This window comes from Microbacterium jejuense (assembly GCF_039544225.1).
GTDB lineage: Bacteria > Actinomycetota > Actinomycetes > Actinomycetales > Microbacteriaceae > Microbacterium > Microbacterium jejuense.
This window is the reverse complement of record NZ_BAABLG010000012.1, coordinates 69,261-91,506: the sequence shown is the minus strand read 5'-3', so window position 1 is coordinate 91,506 and position 22,246 is coordinate 69,261. Positions and strand designations below refer to the sequence as shown.

Below are 22,246 nucleotides of genomic sequence, written 5' to 3'. Positions count from 1 at the left end.
CATCGACCAGCGTTCAATCGCGCAAAACATTCTTGAGAAGGCCTCCCCACGGTGTGGGGAGGCCTTCGTCATTCCCGCTGGTCGATCCGGGACGCTCTCACGCCGACGCGGCGCGTGCCGCAACGAGGTCGGCATGATGGATGCCGGCGACGTCGGGGTGTGCGCGCAGCCGCGACTTCAGGGCGTTCTCGCCGTACAGCGCGTGGATCGGGTTGGCCGGATCCTGCGTGACGCCCCGGGCCTGCGCCGCGAGATCGGCGGGCAGCTCGATGAGCGGCAGTCGCTTGTCGAGGGCGGGGTTGAAGAAGAACGGCACCGAGATGCGGTCGTCGGGGTACGTCGGCGAGATCACGCGATGCTTGGTGGCGATGAGATAGCCCTGCGTCGCGTACTCGAGCAGTTCGCCGATGTTGACGACGAAGGCGCCGGGCACCGGGGGAGCATCCACCCACTCTCCGTCGCGCTCCACCTGCAGGCCGCCCTTGCCGGGCTCGACCCACAGCAGCGTGAGAACGCCGGAGTCCTTGTGTGCGCCGACCCCCTGCTGCGGCGTCGGGTCCTCCTTGCCGGGGTAGCGCACGATCTTGATGAGCGTGGACGGTTCGCCGAAGTGCTCGTCGAAGTAGTTCTCGGGGGCGCCGAGCGACAGCGCCCATGCCCGGAGCAGCTTGCGGGCGACCCCCGACAGGTGGTCGTGCCACTCCGAGACGACATCGCGAAGCTCGGGCTGCGCCTCGGGCCACAGGTTCGGCCCGATCAGACGCGAGAAGTCCGGGGCGTCCGGGTCGGCGATCGCCTCGCGCTCAGGGCCGATGTCGATCTGCTCGCGCCAGTCGACCTTGCCCTGCGTGCGCTCGCCGCCGACGCGCGTGTACCCGCGGAAGTGGGGGCTGTTGACGTTCTCGATCGCGAGCTTGTCGGCCTCGGGCAAGGCGAAGAAGTCGCGCGCCGCCCGGTTCAGCCGGGCCTCCAGCGCGGGCGAGACGCCGGTGCCGGTGAGGTAGAAGAACCCGACGTCGTGGGTCGCGGCGCGCAGCTCCGCACGGAACGACGCAGCCTCCCCGGGGCCCGCGTCGAGCCGGGAGAGGTCGAGGATCGGCAGGGTGAGGTCGCTCATGAGGCGAGGCTAGGCGGATGCCGCGGGCGCCGCTCGATTGTTGCCCACGGTTAAGCCGGGGCAGGGCGTGAAGCCCGGCCCCGGCCGCGGTCCCGGGCGCGACGCGGTCGTCACACGTCGGCGAAGAACGCGCGGATGTCGCCCACGACGAGGTCGGGCACCTCGAGCGCGGCGAAGTGGCCGCCGCGCTCGAAGCGGCTCCAGTGCACGATGTTCGTGTTGTCACGCTCGGCGAACACCTTGATGGTCTGGAAGTCGTCGGCGAACACGGCGACACCGGTGCGCGCACCGCTCACCTGCGGTGCGGCATCCTCCAGCGCGTTCTCTCGGTAGGCGCGGCTCATGCCGGCCGACGCGTTGGCGAACCACGCGACGCTCACCTCGGTGAGGATCGTGTCCAGCGGCACGAGCGACGTGCCGTTGCCGAACGAGTTGAACAGCTCGGCGTACGCGAGGTGGCCGACGGGGGAGTCCGAGAGCGCGGCCGCGATCGTCTGCGGCCGCGACGCGTTCATCGTGTTGTAGGCGCCGACCGACTGGAACCACTGCATGTGCTCCAGGCCGGCGTAGTCCTGCGGCTCGAGCTTCTCGAACTCCGCCGGGTCGCCCGACGGGAACGAGAAGAGCTGCAGCACGTGCAGGCCGAGGAAGCCGTCGGGGCTCTGCAGACCGAGCTCGCGCGCGACCATCGCGCCGTTGTCGCTGCCGTGGATGCCGTATGACTCGTAGCCCAGGCGGCGCATCAGGACGTCGTACGCGGCCGCGACGCGCGCCGTGGTCCAGCCCGCCTCGGTCACCGGCTGACTGAACCCGAAGCCGGGCGCGTCGGGCACGACGACGTCGAACGCGTCCTCGGCGCGGCCGCCGTGCGCGACCGGGTCGACGAGCGGGCCGATCATGTCGAGATAGTCCACGAAGGAGCCAGGGTAGGTGTGGGCGAGCAGCAGCGGCGTCGCGCCCTCGTGGGGCGACCGCACGTGCACGAAGTGGATGTTCTGGCCGTCGATCTCGGTGGTGAACTGGGGGAACTCGTTCATACGGGCCTCGGCGGCCCGCCAGTCGAAGCCCTCGCGCCAGCGGGCGACGGCATCGGCGAGGTAGCTGTGGGGCGTCCCCGACTCCCAGTCGTCGGTGGGGGCGGGCTGCGGCAGGCGGGTGCGGGCGAGACGGTCGGCGAGGTCGTCGAGGTCGGCCTGCGACACCTCGACGAGGAAGGGGTGGATGCCGGCGGCCGTGGTCGTTGCGATGTTCATGTCTTCGACGCTATGGTCCAATCAGGCAAAGTATCTTCCTGTTATCTGAACTCATCCGGAGAGGGCTGACATGGCCGACACCTCCGCCCGGATGCTGGCGCTGCTCGCCTTGCTGCAGAGTCGCGCGCGGTGGCCGGGGCCCGAACTCGCGGCGCGGCTCGACGTATCGGTGCGGACCATCCGCAACGACATCGAGCGGCTGCGCGCGCTCGGGTACCCCGTCGAGGCCGAGCGCGGACGAGCCGGGTCCTACCGGCTGGCCGCCGGCGGCAAGCTCCCGCCGCTGCTGCTGGACGACGAGGAGGCGGTCGCGGTCGCGATCGGGCTCCGCGTGGCACGCGGGATCGCCGGCGTGGACGAAGCGGGGGCGCGTGCGCTCGCGAAGCTGCTGCAGGTGCTGCCCGAGCGCCTCCGGCCCACCGTCGACGCGGTGGCCGCCACCGTCGACAGCGGCCCCGAGAACATCGGCACCGATGCGCCGGACCCCGAGGTCGACCCGGCGGTGCTGAGCGCGGTGGCCCAGGCCGTCCATGCGGGGGAGTGGCTGCGGTTCGAGGACCGCGGCATCCCGCGTCGTGTCGAACCGTACCGGCTGCTCAGCTGGCAGCGCCGCTGGTACCTGGTGGCGCGCGATCCGGACGCCGACGAGTGGGAGACGTTCCGCCTCGACTGGATCGAACCGCGCATGCCTACTCGCCGGCGCTTCGACCCGGTGCCGATCCCGGGCGGCGACTTCACCTCGTTCGCCCTGCGATCGATCGCGGCGGGCGGGTGGAACGTGCACGCGCGACTGCGCATCGCCGCGCCGGCGGAGCGCGTCATCGCGCGCATCAACCCCACGGTCGGCGTGGTCGAGGCCGTCGATCCCCGCACGTCGGTGCTGGTCACGGGCGCGGACAGCCTGGAGACGATCGCGGCGTACATCGGCATGCTCGGCATGGACTTCACGGTGGATTCGCCGCCCGAACTGGTGCCGCATCTGCAGCGCCTCGCCGAACGTTACGTGCGCGCCGCGGGCTGAATGGACAACCGGACAGAGCGTCGGGTAGCGTCATAGGTAAGGCTCACCTTACGATTGATGTCACCCGATCGACGTCCCGGCGGGCCCGGTGCGACGGAGCGCCGCTCATCCGCATGAAATCCCAGGAATCCCCTTGCTCGCCACTTTCCTCATCGGCCTGCGTGAAGGCCTCGAAGCCGCGCTCGTCGTCGGCATTCTCGTCGCCTATGTGACCCGTCTCGGCCGTCGTGACGTGCTGCCCCGGCTGTGGGTCGGCATCGGCCTCGCTGTCGCTCTCGCCGTCGCGATCGGCGCGACGCTGACGTTCGGCGCGTACACGATGACCTTCCAGGGCCAGGAGATCCTGGGCGGGACGCTGTCGCTGCTGACCGTCGCGATGGTGACCTGGATGATCTTCTGGATGCAGAAGACCGCCCGCAGCATGAAGCGGTCCCTCGAAGGCGGCCTCGACCGCGCGCTCGCCGTCGGGAGCCTGTGGGCCCTCGTGGCCATCGGCTTCGTGTCGGTCGCCCGCGAAGGCGTCGAGACGACGCTGCTGCTGTGGGCCATGGTGCAGTCGTTCGGCGACGCGCCCGCGGCGCTCACCGGCGCGCTCCTCGGCCTCGTCGTGGCCGTCGTCCTCGGCTGGCTGCTCGCCCGCGGCATGCTCAAGCTCGACCTGCGCCGCTTCTTCGCCTGGACCGGCGGGTTCCTGATCATCGTCGCCGCCGGCGTGCTGGCGTACGCGATCCACGACCTGCAAGAGGCCGGCGTGTTCCCCGGGCCGTTCACCGAAGCCGCTCCGGTGGATGCCGCGACCGGCGCCGTCCTCGTCGGCTGGGCAGCGTTCCCGTTCGGCTGGGCCTTCGACGTGACCGGTGCGATCCCGCCCGGCTCGGTGCTGGCCACCGTGCTGCAGGCGACCGTCGGGTTCATGCCGCGCATGTCGTGGATCCAGGTCGTCGCGTGGGCGCTCTACGTCGCGATCGTCGGCGCCGTCTGGGCGCGCCGGCAGTTCTTCGCGCCGCGCAAGCCCGCGGCCGCGGCATCCTCCTCTCCCGCTGTCGAGTCGGCGGGCACCGCGCCCGTCGCCGTCTCGCCCACCGACCCCGTCCTGTCCTCGCAAGGAGAAGCATGACCGTCCGCCGCCTGATCCCGGCCCTCGCCGTCACCGCGCTCGGCGCCCTCGCGCTGTCGGGCTGCGTCGCCAAGAGCGACGCCGCCGCATCCGACGCCCTGACCGTCTCGTCGACCGCCGCCGCGTGCGACGTCTCGGGCGACGGGGCGACGAGCGGCACGCTCACATTCGATGTGAGCAACGAGGGCGACGACGTCACCGAGTTCTACCTGCTCGCCGAGGACGGCCTGCGGATCGTCGGCGAGGTCGAGAACATCGCGCCGGGCACCTCGCGCACGCTCACGCTCGTCGCACAGCCGGGCGAGTACTTCACCGTCTGCAAGCCCGGCATGACCGGTGACGGTGTGGGCCGTGCCGCGTTCACGGTCTCGGGCGACGCCGTCGCGCTGACCGGTGAGGACGCCGAGCAGAAGCAGCAGGCCGTCGACCTGTACGCCGCGTTCGTGAAGGACCAGGTCGGGCAGCTCGTCCCCGCCGTCGCAGACTTCGTCGCCGCGTACGAGTCGGGCGACGACGAGACCGCGCGCACGCAGTTCCCGCAGGTGCGTGCGTACTACGAGCGCATCGAGCCGGTGGCCGAGGCGCTGGGCGACCTCGACCCGCGCATCGACTACCGCGAAGTGGATGCCGTCGCCGAGGGCCTCGACTGGACTGGCTTCCACCGCATCGAGAAGGACCTGTGGCTGCCCGCGGCCGACGCGCTCAACGCCGACGGCGAGACCCCGGCCTGGCAGGATTGGGCGCCCTCGACCGCCGACGAGCGTGCTGCCTACGGCGACCAGCTGATCGTCGACGTGCAGGAGCTGTACGACTACGTCCACGGGGACGACTTCGCCGCGACACTCGCCGACCAGGGCATCGGCGGCATCTCGAACGGCGCCATCGCGCTGCTCGACGAGGTCGCTACCGGCAAGATCCAGGGCGAGGAGGACTGGTGGTCGCACACCGACCTGTCCGACTTCGCCGCCAACGTCGAGGGTTCGAAGATGGCGTTCTCGCTCGTGCGCGACTTCGCCGAGGCCCAGGGCGACGAGGGTGCAGCCCTCGCCGACCAGATCGACGGCGGCTACGCCGACCTGGAGGCCGCGCTCGCGCAGTACGGCTCGCTCGACGCCGGCTTCGTGTCGTACCTCGAGCTGTCGGACGACGACAAGCGCGACCTGACCGACCTCATCAACGCACTGGCCGAGCCGCTCGCGCAGCTCACGAACACCGTCCTGGCGTGACCGGAACCGCAGCGGGTCACGGGCCCGCGGAAGAGACCGCCCCCGCAGCTGCGGAGGCGGTCTCGCCCGCACCTGCCGGGGTCTCGCGCCGCGGCCTGCTCGGCCTGGCGCTGGGCGCCGGGGCCGCGGGTCTCGCGATCGGCGCCGGCGCGGGTGCGGCGACCGCCGCGGCGATCGGGCGCGCGCAGCAGGCGGAGACGGCGGCATCCGCCTACGACTTCTTCGGCACGCACCAGGCAGGCATCACGACCCCCGTGCAGGATCATCTGCACTTCGCGTCGTTCGACATGATGGCCCGCACCGACCGCGACGACCTCATGAGCCTCCTGCAGGACTGGTCGTACGCGGCGTCCCGCATGACGCAGGGGCTGGACGTCAGCGCCACCGGCGCCGTGGGCGGATCGCCCGAGGCGCCGCCGGACGACACCGGCGAGGCGCAGGGTCTCGCGGCGAGCGGCCTGACGATCACGTTCGGCTTCGGTCCGACCCTGTTCGAGAACGACGAGGGCGACCGGTACGGCATCGCCACGCAGCGCCCCGCCCAGCTGCAGAAGCTGCCTGCGTTCCTCGGCGACGACCTCGACCCCGAGCACTCCGGCGGCGACCTGTGCATCCAGGCGTGCGCCGACGACCCCCAGGTCGCGGTGCATGCTATCCGCAACCTCAGCCGCATCGCCTTCGGGCGTGCGCGGCTGCGCTGGTCGCAGCTCGGCTTCGGCCGGACGTCCCGCACGACGGCATCCCAGTCGACGCCGCGCAACCTGTTCGGCTTCAAGGACGGCACCGCCAACATCCTCGCGACCGACGATGCCGCACTGGATGAGAACGTCTGGGTGGCGGCATCCGACGACCCCGCCTGGATGGCGGGCGGCTCGTACCTGGTCGCACGCAAGATCGCGATGCTGATCGAGACGTGGGACCGCGTGCGCCTCACCGAGCAGGAGGCGATCATCGGGCGCGACAAAGGCCCCGGCGCGCCGCTGTCGGGCGGCGACGAGTTCACCGAGCCCGACTTCGACGCGAAGGCGAAGGACGGCACGCCCGCGATACCGGTCATGAGCCACGTGCGCCTCGCGCACCCGGACTTCAACGACGGCATCCAGATCCTGCGCCGCGGCTACAACTTCGTCGACGGCAACAACGAACTGGGCCGGCTCGATGCGGGCCTGTTCTTCCTGTCGTACCAGCGCGCGCCCGAGCAGTTCGTCACGCTGCAGCGGTCGCTGTCGACCGACGCGATGAACGAGTATCTCCGGCACGTCGGCTCAGGCATCTGGGCGATCCCTGCCGGCGCCGCGCAGGGCTCCTACGTCGGGGCCGCGCTGTTCTCCTGAGGGATGCCGCAAGCCGCGATGCCGGGCGGTCCAGGTCTGCACTGCAACCGCCCGGCACCGCATCGGATCACACCCCGGGTCGGTTGATGTCGGGGATCGTGATCGGCGTCGTCGTGCCCGAGCCGCCGCGGTTGAGGAACGCCATCGCGAGCGCGCGCACGAACTGGTCGAACATGTAGAACCCGACCGGTGCGATGGGCAGCAGCCCCTCGCGGAAGGCGATGTAGGTCGGCCAGCCGGCGCGGATCGTGGCCGCCGAGACGTAGTCGCGCTTCAGGCCCAGCCAGTCGCCGATGTCGTTCCCGAGTTGGTACCGCACGAACTCGTTCAGGAACCCGCGCGTCACGCCGAGGTCGACCTGCGCGGTGAGCCCGAGCAGCACTTCGGCGAGGTCCTGGCCCTCCGGCGTCCAGGCGAGCTTCGGCGTCAGGATCTGCTCCGCCTGCGAGTGGGCGGCCGCCCACGTCGCCGGGATGTACTCGTCTCGGACGCCCAGGAAGTGCAGCGCCACCTGCCACGAGTGCAGGAAGGCCTCCTCGTCTGCCGCCGACATCGGCACCTTCCACTCCTTGAGCTTCTTGTGCGCGAACGTGCCGGTGCTGTGGAACGTGACGAGGATGTCCTGGTTGCTGATCGGGATGGTCTCGTCGGCGACCGCCTTCCAGTACGGCGACTGCGGCAGCAGGTGACGCACCGCGGCGTGCACCATGCGGGTCTTGTTGGACGTGACCTTGAACTGCCCGCTGTTCTCGAACGCGTTGATGTCGCTGAGGTCGTAGCCGAACGAGAAGGTCTTCGCGGCGCGGTCCTGCATGTCGGCGCCGCCCTTGGACCAGTAGACCGACTTCGCCTCGCGCGGGATGACGGTGCTCATGATGCCGCCGCCCAGGCCGTAGATGAGGAACAGATAGGTGTCCTTGCGGCGGTTGAAATCGGCGGCCCGCCGGAGCTTGGTCATGTCGGCCCATGCCGGCATCGCGGTGCTGCGCTGCAGGAAGCCGGCGAGGTTCGCGGGCAGGCCGGCCGGCACCGGCTGGTTGTTGTTGACCCACGAGGCGATGGCGGAGTTGACAGCGGGCACCTGCCCGCTGTCGATGACACCGGCCATGATCTGATCGATCTCGTCGTCCCAGACCCATTGCGGGTCGGTGCCCGCGCCGCTGCCGAGGACGGAGCCGACAGGGGACCAGGACCACGCCGCGCGGGGGATCGCGACGCCGGCGAGTCCGAGTGCGGCGCCGAGGGTGAGGACGGAGCGCCTGCTCATTTCAGGCATGGGGAACCTGCTTCCAGACAGGGATGGACCACGCCGCGACGACACCGTCGACGTCGCTCCTGCACTGTCGATCCATCCAGGACCAATGTGATTCGCCGTTAACATATGGGCAATGGGCGCGCCGCACAACCCCTGATGTCAGGGGAGTTCGATAAGAGGCTCAGCCGTTCTGACGAGGATCGGGGCGCGGCATCCCCGATCCGCCGCCCGCGGCGCGCGGCACCTCACGCGGCCGGCGCGAGCCGGTGGGGTCGCTGCGCCGGCCCTCGCGCCGCGCCAGGGTGCGGTCGGCGAACAGCCACGACGGACGCGGCTCGACGAGCGGGCGGAAGATGCGCCGCACGGGCCTGGTGGCAAGCCCCAGGGCGATGAGCACCGACAGCACGATCACCAGCGGCAGCCACAGCCACGTGGGCTCCGCGTTGCGCAGCAGGCCGTTCTCGCGGAACGGGTACAGCACGAACGAGTGCAGCAGATACACGTACATCGTGTACTGGCCGAAGTGGGTCCACCAGTGCGTGCCGCGCGGGACGAGGGCGAAGAACGCCGTGGCCAGCACGACCGCGACGAGCATCAGCGCGAGTCGGACGCCGCCCGCCCACCACTGGGTGCCGCCGATCGACGCGTAGTTCTCGTCGTAGAACAGCCATTCGCGCAGGTTCATGGCGCGCCAGTCGTCGACGAAGAACCAGGCCGCCCACGCCGCGAGCGCGAACAGCCCGAGGCCGCCGGCGAACACCCACCACGGTCGGCGCACGAGGAGGTGGAGCCGCGAGACGACGTCGTGCTCGTGCAGCCACCAGCCGAGGGTGAAGAACGGCAGCAGGCCCAAGGTGCGCGACAGCGAGAAGGTCGAGTCGATGTTGGGGAGGTAGCCGGCGCCGATCGAGATCACGACTGTCCACAGCAGCGGCCAGCGCAGCAGGGCGAGGTAGGGCAGCACGACGCGGAAGATGCCGAGCGCCAGCAGGAACCACAGCGTCCACGACGGCTCGGTGAGGTTGGGGTTGGCCTCGCCCTCGACGAGCCACTTCGTGAGCGTCCACAGGCCTTCGAACACGATGTACGGCACCAGGATGTCGGTGATCACGCGCGCCATCTGCGTCTTGGTGGGCGCGTCCGATTTCGAGAAGTAGCCCGAGATGACGGCGAACGCCGGCATGTGGAAGGCGTAGACGACGAGGTACAGGCTCACGGCGAGGTCGGAGTCGTAGGTCAGCCGCTGCACGGCGTGCCCGAGCACGACGAGCACGATGCACGCGAAACGGGCGTTGTCCCAGAACGGGGTTCGGCGGCGTGGGCGGGCGATCGCTCCGGTCTGGGCGGTCGCCGGGGGTCTGGCGTTGTGGCCGGTCATTTCACCTCCGGGCGCAGACCAGACTAGGCGACCCGGCGCCGGCTCGCCTCTGCGGATGCCCTCCATGGCGCGTCGGAGAGCGCTTCGCACGTGCCCGGGGCGGATTCGGCGTTTTCTCAGGCTTCCCATAGGGTCGGTCCGCGGCGGACCCGTCGCGAGCTGAGGAGTGTGCCGCTGATGCGGCTCGAGGAGGATGCAGGATGGCCGGAGTCGCGACTCGTGCGCGAGTGACCGTGGCAGCTGTCGTGGCGGGCGTGATGCTCGCCGTCGGTGCGAGCGGGCCCGCGTGGGCGGACTCGATGGACGACCTGATCGCGGTCGATACGTCGCTGAGCGCGTCGGTCGACACGTTCGCGACGGTCTACTCGGACCAGACGGCGTCCAACGAGGATGCCGCCGCCGCCGCGGAGACCTTCCAGACCGCAGCGGAGTCCGCTCAGACCGACTTCCAGTCGATCGCGGACGAGGCCACCGACTCCGAACTCGCCGGCTACGCGGAGGACTTCGCGGGGGAGGCCGGCGACATGGCCGCTGCGGCGGGCGACATCGTCGCCGCGTTCGGCACCCAGGACCCCGATGCGCTCTCGCAGGCCGAGACCGACCTGTCTGCCGCGATGGACGCCTACTCCGCGAGCGCCGACGAGTACAACGCGTACCTCGCGACGGTGCCCGTCTCGCCGCTGACCGATCCGGCCTTCGTCGGCTGGCTGATCGTGCTGGTCATCGCGGTCGTGGTCCTCGTCCTGGCGCTGGTCTTCGCGCTCGTCACGCGCAAGCACCAGGGTCTGCTCCCGGCCAAGCCCGACAAGAAGGGCGCCATGCAGCAGACGTCGCTGAAGCGGCTGCGCTGGATGGTCGTCCTGTGGGCCGGCGTGTTCGTCGTGGGCGCCGCGATCCCGTTCTTCCAGGTCGCCCTCGCCCAGCCGGACGAGAACGGCGAGTACACGTACAACGTGTTCTGGTACCCGCTGGCCGCCGGCGTCGTGCTCTCGATCGTGGGCCTCGTGCAGTACTTCATCGCCGCCGCGACGGTGCGCCGTGAGGGCTCCGCGCCGCTGTACGACCCCGACGATCCGTTCCCGCTCGCCGCGGGCGCGCCGGCCGTCGCAGCGGACCCCGCCGCTGCGGCGGGCGCCGCGACCGCCGCACCGGTTCCCGCGCCCGCGGCTGCGGTGGACGCGGCACCTGCCGCCCCCGTTCCCACCGCTCAGCCGGCCGCGCCCACCGGCGAGCCGGCGCCGCAGCCGGTCGCGGTCGCCGAGTCGCAGGGCTGATGCACGAGACCGCCGCACGGCCCGCGTCCTGGGATGCGGGCCGTGCGGCGTCTCTGCTTGACACCGAGTCCCACGCTGGCTGAGTCTGAGTACGAGCGTGCCGAGGGTGCCGCGCAAAGGGGATGACATGACGGATGCCGCCACCGGGACCGGAGCGACGGCCGCCGCCGCGCGTCCGGTCGTGACCGTGTCGACAGGTGCCGTGCGCGGCACGTGCGTGGACGGGCTGGATCGGTTCCTCGGCATCCCCTACGCGGCCCCGCCGGTCGGCGACCTGCGGTTGCGCCCTCCCGCGCCCGCGGCCGCGTGGGAGGGGGAGCGGGATGCCGCGGCCTTCGGCCCGACAGCCCCGCAGCGCCCGTACGCCCCGGCGATCGCGCGCTACCTCGCGTCGGTCGAGGTGCCCGGGGACGACATCCTGACCGTCAACGTCTGGACGCCCGCCGATCGCGCTCCCGACGCGGCGCTGCCGGTGCTGGTGTTCGTGCACGGCGGAGCGCTCACGCGGGGCGCGACGGCGCTCCCGACCTACGACGGCGAGCGGTTCGCGCGCCATGGGATCGTGTTCGTGTCGATCCAGTACCGGCTCGGGCAGGAGGGGTTCGCCGTGCTCGAGGGCGTGCCGCACAACCTCGGCGTGCTCGACCAGCAGGCGGCGCTGCGGTGGGTGCGGCGCGAGATCGCGGCCTTCGGCGGCGACCCGGCGCGGGTGACCGCGATGGGCCACTCCGCCGGTGCCAACACGCTGACGGCCCTGCTCGCGCTGCCGCACGCCGGGGAGCTCTTCGACCGGGCGATCCTGCAATCGGGCCCGCTCGTGGCGCAGCCGCCGAAGAAGGCCGGCCGCATGACGCGCGAGATCGCGAAGCGGCTGAGGGTCCCGGCGACGCGTGCCGGGTTCGCCGCCGTGCCGGCCGACGACCTCGTCGCGCAGCAGACCGCGGTGGCGGCGGGCGGCTCGCCGCTCGGCGCCGGCCCGACTCTGACGCTCGCGATCGGCGGTGACGCCGTGCCGCGCAACCCGCTCGATGCCCTGGTAGACGGTGCGGGCCGCGGCGTCCCGGTGCTCATCGGGTCCACGAGCGAGGAGTACCGGCTGTGGCTCGTGCCCTCGGGAGCGGTCGACAAGGCGTCGTGGCTCACGGTCGCCCTCGCGCGCCTGGCCGCGCGGGTCCCTTCGCGCGTCGTCCGGGCGCACCGCTCACGACGCCCCGACGCCGCGCCCGGTGAGGTGCTCGGCGAGGTGATGACCGACATGCTGCTGCGCGGACCCCTCACGCGGTTCGCCGACAGCCGGGCGTCCGCCGCGGGCGCCGCGCCGACCTGGGTGTACGAGTTCCGCTGGAAGAGCCCGGTCGACCGGCTGGGTGCGGCGCACGTCATGGAGCTCGGCTTCGTGTTCGACCGACTGTCGGAGCCCGACGCGATCGGCATCGGCGGCTCGGACGGCCCGCAGGCGCTGGCCGATGCGATGCACGGCGCGTGGGTGTCGTTCGTGGTCGATGGTGACCCCGGGTGGGCGGCGTGGTCCGCGCGGCGTCCGGTGCAGGCCTTCGACGCCGACGGCGGGCACATCGACTACGCGCCGCGGCAGGACGAGCTCGACGGTCTTCCGCGGCGGTAGTGTCGCACTCGCGATGACGACGATCGACGACGCGCTCCAGCGCGACCAGGCCATCCCCGACTTCGACTGGCACGTCTTCCCGGACGGCACGGAGCAGGACGTGTTCGCGGCTGCGAGCGGCGGTCTCGCCCGGGTGCGCCTCGGTGATCCGGACGCGCAGCGCATCGTCCTCGTGCCCGGCGTCGCCGGCTCGAAAGAGGACTTCGTCCTGATGTTCCCGCTGTTCGCGGCGGCGGGGTATCGCGTCGAGTCCTACGATCTCGCGGGGCACTACGGATCGGTGGATGCCGGTCCCCACCGCCTGGACCCGCCGCGCGAGCACTACGACTATCCGCTCTTCGTCGACGACCTGATCGCGATCCTCGAGGACGGCGGTCCCGCCCACGTCCTCGGCTACAGCTTCGCCGCCCTCGTCACCGAGCTCGCCCTCGTCGCGCGTCCCGACCTGTTCCGCAGCCTCACCCTGATGTCGGCGCCGCCGGCGACCGGCCAGGTGTTCCGCGGTGTCAAGCACATCGGCCCGATCTCCGACATGTCGCCGCACCGTGCGGCGGGGCTGATCCTCTGGGGCATCCGCTACAACCTCAACCGCACGCCTCCCGGTCGCATCGCGTTCGTGCGCGAGCGGCTCGGGGTCACCGGACGTGCGTGCATCGACGACGTCGTCGGCCTGATGATGACGACGCCCGACGTGGCCGACGACGTCGCGGCCGCCGGCATCCCGAAGCTCATCGCCGTGGGGGACCAGGATCTGTGGCCGCAGGCGCAGCACGACGCGTACGCGGCCCGCATCGGCGCGCGGGTGGCGACGTATCCGACGGGGCATGCGCCGTGCGAGACCGCGCCGCACCAGCTCGCCCGCGACATGCTGCAGCTGTTCGCCGAGGCGGTGTGACAGGGATGCCGGGCGCCCGGCATCCGCGCGGGAATAAGTTTGGATCGCACGCGTTGCACGAGATACATTCATTTGCATAGACCTTCACAAAGGGGAAGCGGAGAAGCGATCGTGAGCGAGAGCACCACCTGGCAGGGAATGCAGTTCGGCATCTTCTCGGTGAGCGACATCACCGAGGACCCCACGACGGGCAAGACCCCGAGTGAGGCCGAGAAGATCCGGGGCGCCGTGACCCTGGCCAAGCACGCCGAAGAGGTGGGGCTGGATGTCTTCGCCATCGGCGAGCACCACAACCCGCCGTTCTGGTCGTCGTCGCCCACGACGACGCTGGCCTACATCGCCGGTCAGACCGAGCGCCTGATCCTGTCGACCGCGACCACGCTGATCACCACGAACGACCCGGTGAGGATCGCCGAGGACTACGCGATGCTGCAGCACGTGGCCGGCGGGCGCATGGACCTCATGCTCGGCCGCGGCAACACCGGCCCGGTGTACCCGTGGTTCGGCAAGGACATCCGCCAGGGCCTGCCGCTGTCGATCGAGAGCTACAACCTGCTGCACCGCCTGTGGCGTGAGGACGTCGTGGACTGGGAAGGCCAGTTCCGCACGCCCCTGCAGGGCTTCACCGCGACCCCGCGCCCGCTCGACGGCGTCGCGCCGTTCGTGTGGCACGGCTCGATCCGCACGCCCGAGATCGCCGAGCAGGCCGCGTACTACGGCGACGGCTTCTTCGCGAACAACATCTTCTGGCCCAAGGAGCACTACCAGCGCCTGATCCAGCTGTACCGCCAGCGCTACGCGCACTACGGGCACGGCACGCCCGAGCAGGCGATCGTCGGCCTCGGCGGCCAGGTGTTCATGGCCGCGAAGTCGCAGGACGCGGTGAACCAGTTCCGCCCGTACTTCGACAACGCGCCCGTGTACGGCCACGGCCCGTCGCTCGAGGACTTCAGCGAGATGACGCCCCTCACTGTCGGCTCGCCGCAGCAGGTCATCGACCGCTACGCCGCCATGCGTGAGACGTTCGGCGACTACCAGCGCCAGCTGTTCCTCGTCGACCACGCGGGGCTCCCCCTGAAGACCGTGCTCGAGCAACTCGACATCCTGGGTGGCGAGGTCGTGCCGGTGCTGCGCAAGGAGCTGCAGAAGAACCGTGCCGCCGAGGTGCCCGACGCGCCGACCCACGCCGGCCTCGTGAAGGCGAAGTACGGCGAGGGCCCGGCCCGCCAGGCCGTCCCCGGTGCGAACCGCGGCGACAACCTCACCGCCGGCTCGCCCTACCAGGACGCCGGTGCCGTCGCGCCCGCGGGTGCCGCGTTCGGCCTCGGCCGGAAGGAGGCGTGACATGACCGGTTCGCCCCGTCGCATCGCCGTCGTCTCAGCCGGCCTCTCGAACCCGTCGTCGACCCGCATGCTGGCCGACCGGCTCGCCGCGGCGACCGCCAAGCAGCTGTCGGAGCGCGACATCGAGATCGAGGTCGATGTGTTCGAGCTGCGCGACTACGCGCACGACATCACGAACAACCTGCTGACCGGCTTCGCGCCGCCCGCGCTGGAGTCGGTGATCAACGCCGTCGTCTCGGCCGACGCGCTCATCGTCGTCACGCCGATCTTCTCGACGAGCTACTCGGGGCTGTTCAAGTCGTTCATCGACGTGCTCGACCCTGACGCGCTGACCGGCAAGCCGGTGCTCATCGGCGCCAACGCCGGCACCGCGCGGCACTCGCTCGCGATCGACTACGCGATCCGGCCGCTGTTCACGTACCTGCACGCGGAGCCCGTCCCGACCGGTGTGTTCGCGGCGTCGAGCGACTGGGGGGCGAGCGCCGACAACGTGGCTCCGCTCGCCGAGCGCGTCGACCGCGGTGCCCGCGAGCTCGCCGACGCGATCGCGCGGCGCGAGCCCGCGAAGGACAGCGACCCGTTCGACCCGGCGAACTACCTCGGCGATGGCCGGTCGTTCGGCCACCTGCTGGGCGGCCTGTCGGGCGAGTAGCCGGGGGCTCAGCCGAGGTGCGCATCCTCCGGTGCGCGGAGAAGACGCCAGGCGTCTTCTCCGCGCACCTGCGTGTCGCGGGGCTCTGTGGGGGGCAGCACGTCGGCGGCCACGAGCGGACCGAGATCGATGCCCGCGAGCACCGCGATGTCGGCGATCGGCGCCTGGAACGTGCGGAACGCGCCGAGCGGCGGCACTGAGAGCGCGCCCTGGGCGACGTCGATGAGGTCGGACTGGTCGAGCACGAACCCCGCGGCCGCGAGCTGCGTCGGCGCGCCGTCATCGGCCGCCGCCCAGGATGCGACCTTGAAGAACCGGCGCGGGACCTGGATGCCGCGATACGCGGGATCCTCGTCGGTCAGCACCGGCGCCGTGAACACCGCGAGACGCCGGTCGGTGGCATCCGCGTACTCCAGGACGTGATCCTCCAGTCCGAGCCACAGCTCTTTCGACTGGTTGAACCCGCTCGCCTGCGGTGCCGCGTTGGGGTAGACGAATGTCGCCGCCGTCGCCGCCCGCGCCTCGGCCGCCGTTCCCCAGCCCGGGTCGCGCCGGCGCACGAGATGCCCGCGATCGAGGTCGTTGTCGGCGTACACCGCGGGGCCGGCCTGCTCCTCGTCCGGGAGGCGCGGGTCGAGCCGCCACTGTCCGGTGCGCGGCAGATCCTGCAGCGCCGCACCGTCGATGTTCACCCCGGTGACCGCGGCCAGACGGCGCTCGGGATCGACCAGCACGGTGAAGCGGGGATAGGTCAGCTCGCGCGTCTCGCGGCCGTCGGCGGGGCGAGGCAGCGGCACCGCGATGCCGAGGAAGCCGTCGTCGTAGCCCGTGGTCATCGTCGCCATGACCTCATCCTGGCGCGTGCCCGCGACATCGCGGGTCACCCCTGCGGCGGGCGCGCCGCGCGCAGCCGACGGGCGAGCACCGCGTCGATGATCAGCCCGAGGCCGACCGCGAACACCACCGACACGACGACGGCCACGACCGGACCGCCGGGGACGATCGCGGCCACCGCTGCTCCGACGAGCGCCTGGTACAGCGCCCACGCCAGCGCGGCGAGGCCCGCCACCGCGAGGTAGCGCGGCGCCGGCAGCCGGGTCGCCCCCGCTGTCAGGTTCACCGCGAGCCGTGCGAACGGGATGAACCGCGCCGTGAAGAGCACGAGGGCGGCACGTCGCTCCAGTCGCAGGCGCGCCCACGCGAAGGCCGCCTGCGCGCGCGGCGCCCGCATCCATCGCCACCGCTCCAGCCCGATCGTGCGACCAACCAGGTAGCACAGGGCGTCGCCGGTGAGCGCGGCGGCGGCCGCCACCAGCACGATGGCGGCGAGCATTGGCTCGCCCTGCGCCACCGCCAGCGCGCCCAGCGCCGTCACGGCAGCCTCGCCCGGGATCACCACGAGGAACGCGTCGCCGAGGACGAGCACGAACAGCAGCGGCAGCACCCAGGCGCTGCGCGCCACCTCGGTCAGCACGTCCTCGACCACCCCTCCTTGGTACGCGACGCGGGTGAACAGCGCCCCGCGAACGGGGACCGGACGGGGCACGGGCGGTGACCTGCCGCGGTGCATCGGGTGAACACTTGCGCGCGGGCGCCGGTTCGCGGCATCCGGTCCCGCCGACGCCGTCACTCTGGGACCGTGAGAGTCGCACTGCTCGCCGAATCGTTCCTGCCCCACATGAACGGGGTGACGGGGTCGGTGCTCCACGTCCTCCGTCACCTCGCCGCCGGGGGTCACGAGACCCTCGTGATCGCGCCGCGCGCCGGCGAGATCACCACCGACCTGCACGGTGCGCGCACCGAGCTGCTGCGCTCGGTGCCGCTGCCGTCGTACCCCGACGTGCGCGTCGTGTTCGCGCGGGCCGCTCGTCTCACCGCGATCCTGCGGGAGTTCCAGCCCGACGTGGTTCACCTCGCGTCGCCGTTCGTGCTCGGCTGGCAGGGGGTGGCTGCCGCCGACGCGCTGCGTGTGCCCACTGTCGCCGTCTATCAGACCGACGTCGTCGCCTATGCCGAGAAGTACGGGATGCCGCAGGCCTCGGCCCTGGTCGGCCGACACCTCTCGCGCCTGCATCGCCGGGCCACGCTCACCCTCGTGCCCTCCAGTGCCTCGCTGCGGCAGCTGGAGGAGCTCGGGGTGGACCGGCTGCGGCGGTGGGGCCGCGGCGTCGACACCTCGCGGTTCGGGCCGCAGCGCCGCAGCGACGCCTGGCGGGCCCGCACGGCGCCCGGCGAGCTCATCGTCGGCTACGTCGGCAGACTCGCACCCGAGAAGCAGGTCGAGGATCTCGCAGCGCTCGCCGGGCTCGACGGCATCCGCGTCGTGATCGTCGGCGACGGCCCGGCGCGACCCGCCCTGGAGCGAGCGCTGCCGGGCGCGGTGTTCACCGGGCACCTGACGGGCACGGCGCTCGCCGAGGCACTGGCGAGCTTCGACGTGTTCGTCCATCCGGGCGAGAGCGAGACGTTCGGCCAGACGATCCAGGAGGCGCTCGCCAGCGGGGTTCCGGTGGTCGCGACCGGCACGGGCGGACCCGTCGACCTGGTGCGCTCGAGCGTCGACGGCTGGCTGTATCGCCCCGGCGACCTCGCCGACCTGCGCTCGCGGGTCGCAGACCTCGTCGGCGATGAGGGCAAACGCCGCGCGTTCGGCGCAGCGGCGGGGGAGTCCGTGCGCGACCGCACGTGGGACGCCGTCTGCCGTCGCCTGGTCGCCCACTACGACGAGGCGCGGATGCTGCGGCCCATCGACGACGCGCTGCCGCGCGGCAGCGCCACGCGGCCGTCGGTGCCGGCGCCACCGGTCGAGCGGCGGGCGTGGTCGCGGTTCGTCGCCCTCGGCGACTCGATCACCGAGGGGCTGTGCGACACGTCACGCATGCCGTCGGGGGAGTACCGCGGCTGGGCCGACCGGCTGGCGCAGCTGCTCGCTCACACCGGCCGCGGCGACGAGCCGTTCCGCTTCGCCAACCTGGCGGTGCGCAGCCGCAAGGTGCGGCACGTCGTCGAGGAACAGCTTCCCCAGGCGCTCGCGATGCGGCCCGACCTCGTGTCGGTGCTGATCGGCGCGAACGACCTCGTCGCCCGTCGGGTCGACCCCGTCGCCGTCGCCGCCGAGGTCGAGACCGTGGTGCGTCGGCTGCGGGATGCCGGCATCGCGGTGCTGCTCGTGACGCCCTTCCTGCCCGGCCGGCGCGCGGCGGCGCTCTTCGCGCGGCGGTTCGCGACGTTCGCCTCGCAGCTGCGCCGGATCGCGCACGAGACGGGCGCCACGCTGCTCGACACCGCCGTGTTCCTCGACGCCGACGGCGTGCCGGCGATCGGCGACCTCGACCTGTGGGCCGACGACAAGGTCCACCTGCGCTCGCGCGGCCACCGCTACCTCGCCTACCGCGCGGCCGAGGTGCTGGGCGTCCCGGACGCCGAGGCGCTCGGCGACCTCGACGCGGCGCTGCACGCCGACGACGACCCGGTCGTCGTCGGCACGTGGCTCCGGCGCGACGCGCTGCCCTGGGTGTGGCGCCGCCTGCGCGGCCGGACGGCCGGCGACGGGCGGGTCGCCAAGCATGACGGCTACGTGCTCATCGGCGGGCGCGGCGACGTCCGCGCCCGCGCGAACGCCGGCTGAGGCATCCGCCGACGCCTGAGGGCCACTCGCCGGCATTCACGCGCCGGGGTCGATCTCTCCCGCCTCGATCGCGGACTCGTGCTCTTCGAACACCTGCTCGTCGACCTCGTCCTCGACAGCCTCGAGCGGATCGAGGGTCGCGGGCGGCAGCTCGAACTCGGTGTCGTCGTCGAGCGGCACATCCCGATCGTCGTCGGGGATCCGCTCGCGGAAGTCGCTCATCTCACACCTGACTGCCCCTACCCGCTCTTGCGGCGGAATTCGCGCTTTGTGACTGCCCCGTGCGTGCCGTGGATGGCGGAATCGCCGTCCATGTGCGACTCGCCCTCCCGGTGCTGAGCGTTCTTCTTGTCGAGCGCTTCTTTGAACTTGCGCTTCATCTCATCGGATGCCGCAGACGCCGGCTTCTCGTCGGTGCTCATGCCCCCACCCTAGGCGTGGCATCCGACGCTCGCCAGGGTGAGGGGGAATGCACCGCCCGCTGATAGGCTTGTGCGGGTTGCCCTGTGGCATCCGCTCAATTACATATGAGCTTACGGAGCAGGCCGGCAGGAAGCTGGTCCCCATTGGTGGGTTCCCCGACGCACGAGCGCCGGGTGATCTTCTACTGGTGACCAGCGCTGGCGAGTCCCGCGGCCCTGCCGCGCGCCGAGATCTGCCTGTTCCTGCTCCTTCGCACAAGCTCGTGCGCGAAACGCGCGTGCGAGCCTAAACAAAGAAGGAGGGACCTCTTGGAAGGTCCGGAAATCACTTTCGCCGAAGCCGTCCTCGACAACGGCCGCTTCGGCACCCGCACCGTCCGGTTCGAGACCGGGCGACTCGCGCAGCAGGCACAGGGTGCCGTCGCCGCGTACCTCGACGAGGAGACGATGCTCCTCTCGGCCACCAGCGCCGGAAAGCACCCGCGTGAAGGCTTCGACTTCTTCCCGCTGACCGTCGACGTCGAAGAGCGTTCGTACGCCGCCGGAAAGATCCCCGGCTCGTTCTTCCGCCGTGAGGGCCGCCCGTCGACCGAGGCGATCCTGGTCTGCCGCCTGATCGACCGTCCGCTGCGTCCGTCGTTCGTCGACGGCCTGCGCAACGAGGTCCAGATCGTCGTCACCGTACTCTCGATCGCGCCGGGCGAGTTCTACGACGCGCTCGCGATCAACGCCGCCTCGCTGTCGACCCAGATCTCGGGCCTGCCGTTCTCGGGCCCGATCGCCGGTGTGCGCCTCGCGCTCATCCCGGGCCACGGCGAGAACGCCGACCAGTGGGTCGCGTTCCCGACCGTGACGCAGCTCGAGGACGCCGTGTTCGACCTCATCGTCGCGGGCCGCGTGCTGCCCGACGGCGACGTCGCGATCATGATGGTCGAGGCCGAGGCCACCGAGCACTCGTGGAACCTCATCAAGGGCGGCGCCACCAAGCCGAGCGAAGAGATCGTCGCGCAGGGCCTCGAGGCCTCGAAGCCGTTCATCAAGGAGCTCGTCGCCGCGCAGAACGTCGTGGCGAACACCGCCGCGAAAGAGATCCAGCCGTACCCGGTCTTCCCGGCGTACAGCCAGGAGGTCTACGACTTCGTCGCCGGCCGCTCGTACGACGACCTCGTCGGTGTCTACCAGATCGCCGACAAGATCGAGCGCCAGAACGCCGACGACGCGATCAAGGACCGCGTCAAGGCCGAGCTGATCGCCGCCGTCGAGGCGAACGAGCTGCCCGCCGTCGCGACGCTCGAGTTCTCGGCCGCCTACAAGTCGGTGACCAAGAAGATCGTGCGCGGCCGCATCCTCGCCGAGGGTGTCCGCATCGACGGTCGCGGCCTGGCCGACATCCGTCCGCTCGACGCCGAGGTGCAGGTCATCCCGCGCGTCCACGGCTCGGCGATCTTCCAGCGCGGCGAGACCCAGATCCTGGGCGTCACCACGCTGAACATGCTCAAGATGGAGCAGCAGATCGACTCGCTGTCGCCCGTCACCAGCAAGCGCTACATGCACCACTACAACTTCCCGCCCTACTCGACCGGTGAGACCGGCCGTGTCGGCAGCCCGAAGCGTCGCGAGATCGGGCACGGCTTCCTGGCCGAGCGCGCGCTCGTGCCGGTGCTCCCGAGCCGCGAGGAGTTCCCGTACGCGATCCGTCAGGTGTCCGAGGCCCTCGGCTCCAACGGCTCGACGTCGATGGGCTCGGTGTGCGCCTCGACCCTCTCGCTGCTCAACGCCGGTGTGCCGCTGCGCGCCCCGGTCGCCGGCATCGCGATGGGACTCGTGTCGGACGAGGTCGACGGCCAGACGCGCTACGCCGCGCTGACCGACATCCTCGGCGCTGAGGACGCCCTCGGCGACATGGACTTCAAGGTCGCCGGCACCAGCGAGTTCGTCACCGCGATCCAGCTCGACACCAAGCTCGACGGCATCCCGTCGTCGGTGCTGTCGGCGGCGCTCACGCAGGCCAAGGACGCGCGTCTGACGATCCTCGGTGTGCTCAACGCCGCGATCGACGGCCCGGACGAGATGGCTCCGACGGCTCCGCGCGTCATCAGCGTGCAGATCCCGGTCGACAAGATCGGCGAGCTGATCGGCCCGAAGGGCAAGACGATCAACGCGATCCAGGACGAGACCGGTGCGCAGATCTCCATCGAGGAGGACGGCACCGTCTACATCGGCGCGACCGACGGCCCCTCGGCCGAGGCGGCCCGCGCGCAGGTGAACGCGATCGCCAACCCCACCAACCCGGAGGTCGGCGAGCAGTTCCTCGGCACGGTCGTGAAGATCGCGACGTTCGGCGCGTTCATCTCGCTCCTGCCCGGCAAGGACGGACTGCTGCACGTCAGCGAGGTCCGCAAGCTCGCCGGCGGCAAGCGCGTCGAGAACGTCGAGGACGTCCTCTCCGTCGGCCAGAAGCTGCTCGTCAAGATCACGAAGATCGACGACCGCGGCAAGCTGTCGCTCGAGCCCGTGCTCGAGGAGCCGGCCGACCAGGAAGGCCGTGCGGCCGCCAGCGAGGGCCCGGAGGCTCCCGCCGAAGGCTGATCCTCTCGTATCACGCGGATGCCCGTCCCCTCCTTCACGGTGGGGGCGGGCATCCGTCGTCCGGTCCGAGAATCGGGCGGGCTGTCCTCCGAATGGGGGACAAACGCCCGAGAATCA

Annotated in this window: 19 protein-coding genes; 11 read left to right on the top strand and 8 right to left on the bottom strand. The window is 71.2% G+C overall.

Going from position 1 to position 22,246, the window contains the following annotated elements; genetic code table 11:
* Positions 1-97: 97 nt before the first annotated feature.
* Positions 98-1,117, bottom strand: a complete 1,020-nt coding sequence (locus ABEA46_RS17865; RefSeq protein ID WP_345546445.1) for an isopenicillin N synthase family dioxygenase — start codon at positions 1,115-1,117, stop codon at positions 98-100.
* Between the two features lie 110 nt (positions 1,118-1,227).
* Entirely contained in the window at positions 1,228-2,370 is a 1,143-nt protein-coding gene (locus ABEA46_RS17860) for an epoxide hydrolase family protein (protein ID WP_345546443.1), read from the bottom strand.
* 70 nt (positions 2,371-2,440) lie between these two features.
* Between ABEA46_RS17860 and ABEA46_RS17855 the strand changes: the two genes are divergently transcribed.
* The 4 genes from ABEA46_RS17855 to efeB all read left to right on the top strand — a co-directional run bounded on the left by ABEA46_RS17855 (position 2,441) and on the right by efeB (position 7,068).
* The gene (locus ABEA46_RS17855) at positions 2,441-3,391 is read left to right on the top strand and encodes a helix-turn-helix transcriptional regulator (RefSeq protein ID WP_345546442.1); all 951 of its coding nucleotides are present in this window, start codon (positions 2,441-2,443) and stop codon (positions 3,389-3,391) included.
* A gap of 133 nt (positions 3,392-3,524) precedes the next feature.
* Positions 3,525-4,508, top strand: coding sequence for an iron uptake transporter permease EfeU (gene efeU, locus ABEA46_RS17850; protein WP_345546440.1), 984 nt, complete (start codon positions 3,525-3,527; stop codon positions 4,506-4,508).
* Positions 4,505-5,734: an iron uptake system protein EfeO gene (gene efeO, locus ABEA46_RS17845; protein WP_345546439.1), complete on the top strand. Its 1,230-nt coding sequence runs from the start codon at positions 4,505-4,507 to the stop codon at positions 5,732-5,734. Before efeU ends, efeO begins: the two co-directional genes overlap by 4 nt.
* Positions 5,731-7,068: an iron uptake transporter deferrochelatase/peroxidase subunit gene (gene efeB, locus ABEA46_RS17840; RefSeq protein ID WP_345546438.1), complete on the top strand. Its 1,338-nt coding sequence runs from the start codon at positions 5,731-5,733 to the stop codon at positions 7,066-7,068. The genes efeO and efeB overlap by 4 nt, the downstream gene beginning before the upstream one ends.
* 67 nt (positions 7,069-7,135) lie before the next feature.
* Here the strand turns inward: efeB and ABEA46_RS17835 are convergent, their stop codons facing one another.
* On the bottom strand, positions 7,136-8,335 hold the full coding sequence (locus tag ABEA46_RS17835; protein WP_345546436.1) for an oxygenase MpaB family protein: 1,200 nt from the start codon (positions 8,333-8,335) through the stop codon (positions 7,136-7,138).
* A 169-nt stretch (positions 8,336-8,504) separates the two neighbouring features.
* Positions 8,505-9,701, bottom strand: coding sequence for an acyltransferase family protein (locus ABEA46_RS17830; RefSeq protein ID WP_345546434.1), 1,197 nt, complete (start codon positions 9,699-9,701; stop codon positions 8,505-8,507).
* A gap of 200 nt (positions 9,702-9,901) precedes the next feature.
* Here ABEA46_RS17830 and ABEA46_RS17825 point away from each other — a divergent pair, with 200 nt between their 5' ends.
* From ABEA46_RS17825 to ABEA46_RS17805, 5 genes are all read left to right on the top strand, one after another.
* Positions 9,902-10,975, top strand: a complete 1,074-nt coding sequence (locus tag ABEA46_RS17825) for a hypothetical protein (RefSeq protein ID WP_345546432.1) — start codon at positions 9,902-9,904, stop codon at positions 10,973-10,975.
* 127 nt (positions 10,976-11,102) lie between these two features.
* Positions 11,103-12,599 carry a carboxylesterase/lipase family protein gene (locus ABEA46_RS17820; RefSeq protein WP_345546430.1) on the top strand — a complete coding sequence of 499 codons (1,497 nt, stop codon included), beginning with the start codon at positions 11,103-11,105 and terminating at the stop codon, positions 12,597-12,599.
* Positions 12,600-12,612: 13 nt separating this feature from the next.
* Positions 12,613-13,494, top strand: coding sequence for an alpha/beta fold hydrolase (locus tag ABEA46_RS17815; protein ID WP_345546428.1), 882 nt, complete (start codon positions 12,613-12,615; stop codon positions 13,492-13,494).
* A 138-nt stretch (positions 13,495-13,632) separates the two neighbouring features.
* Positions 13,633-14,838, top strand: coding sequence for an LLM class flavin-dependent oxidoreductase (locus tag ABEA46_RS17810; RefSeq protein WP_345546800.1), 1,206 nt, complete (start codon positions 13,633-13,635; stop codon positions 14,836-14,838).
* Position 14,839: 1 nt separating this feature from the next.
* On the top strand, positions 14,840-15,490 hold the full coding sequence (locus ABEA46_RS17805) for an FMN reductase (RefSeq protein ID WP_345546426.1): 651 nt from the start codon (positions 14,840-14,842) through the stop codon (positions 15,488-15,490).
* Between the two features lie 8 nt (positions 15,491-15,498).
* Here the strand turns inward: ABEA46_RS17805 and ABEA46_RS17800 are convergent, their stop codons facing one another.
* Together ABEA46_RS17800 and ABEA46_RS17795 are read right to left on the bottom strand one after the other, a co-directional pair.
* Positions 15,499-16,335, bottom strand: coding sequence for a DNA/RNA non-specific endonuclease (locus ABEA46_RS17800; protein ID WP_345546424.1), 837 nt, complete (start codon positions 16,333-16,335; stop codon positions 15,499-15,501).
* Positions 16,336-16,370: 35 nt separating this feature from the next.
* Positions 16,371-17,036, bottom strand: coding sequence for a DedA family protein (locus ABEA46_RS17795; RefSeq protein WP_345546422.1), 666 nt, complete (start codon positions 17,034-17,036; stop codon positions 16,371-16,373).
* A 93-nt stretch (positions 17,037-17,129) separates the two neighbouring features.
* Between ABEA46_RS17795 and ABEA46_RS17790 the strand changes: the two genes are divergently transcribed.
* Positions 17,130-19,118 (top strand): GDSL-type esterase/lipase family protein, encoded by a 1,989-nt coding sequence (locus tag ABEA46_RS17790; RefSeq protein WP_345546420.1) that lies wholly within the window; start codon positions 17,130-17,132, stop codon positions 19,116-19,118.
* Positions 19,119-19,154: 36 nt separating this feature from the next.
* Here the strand turns inward: ABEA46_RS17790 and ABEA46_RS17785 are convergent, their stop codons facing one another.
* Positions 19,155-19,340, bottom strand: coding sequence for a hypothetical protein (locus ABEA46_RS17785; RefSeq protein ID WP_345546418.1), 186 nt, complete (start codon positions 19,338-19,340; stop codon positions 19,155-19,157).
* A 17-nt stretch (positions 19,341-19,357) separates the two neighbouring features.
* On the bottom strand, positions 19,358-19,540 hold the full coding sequence (locus ABEA46_RS17780) for a DUF5302 domain-containing protein (RefSeq protein WP_345546417.1): 183 nt from the start codon (positions 19,538-19,540) through the stop codon (positions 19,358-19,360).
* Between the two features lie 309 nt (positions 19,541-19,849).
* Here ABEA46_RS17780 and ABEA46_RS17775 point away from each other — a divergent pair, with 309 nt between their 5' ends.
* Positions 19,850-22,129 carry a polyribonucleotide nucleotidyltransferase gene (locus ABEA46_RS17775; RefSeq protein ID WP_345546415.1) on the top strand — a complete coding sequence of 760 codons (2,280 nt, stop codon included), beginning with the start codon at positions 19,850-19,852 and terminating at the stop codon, positions 22,127-22,129.
* Positions 22,130-22,246: the final 117 nt, after the last annotated feature.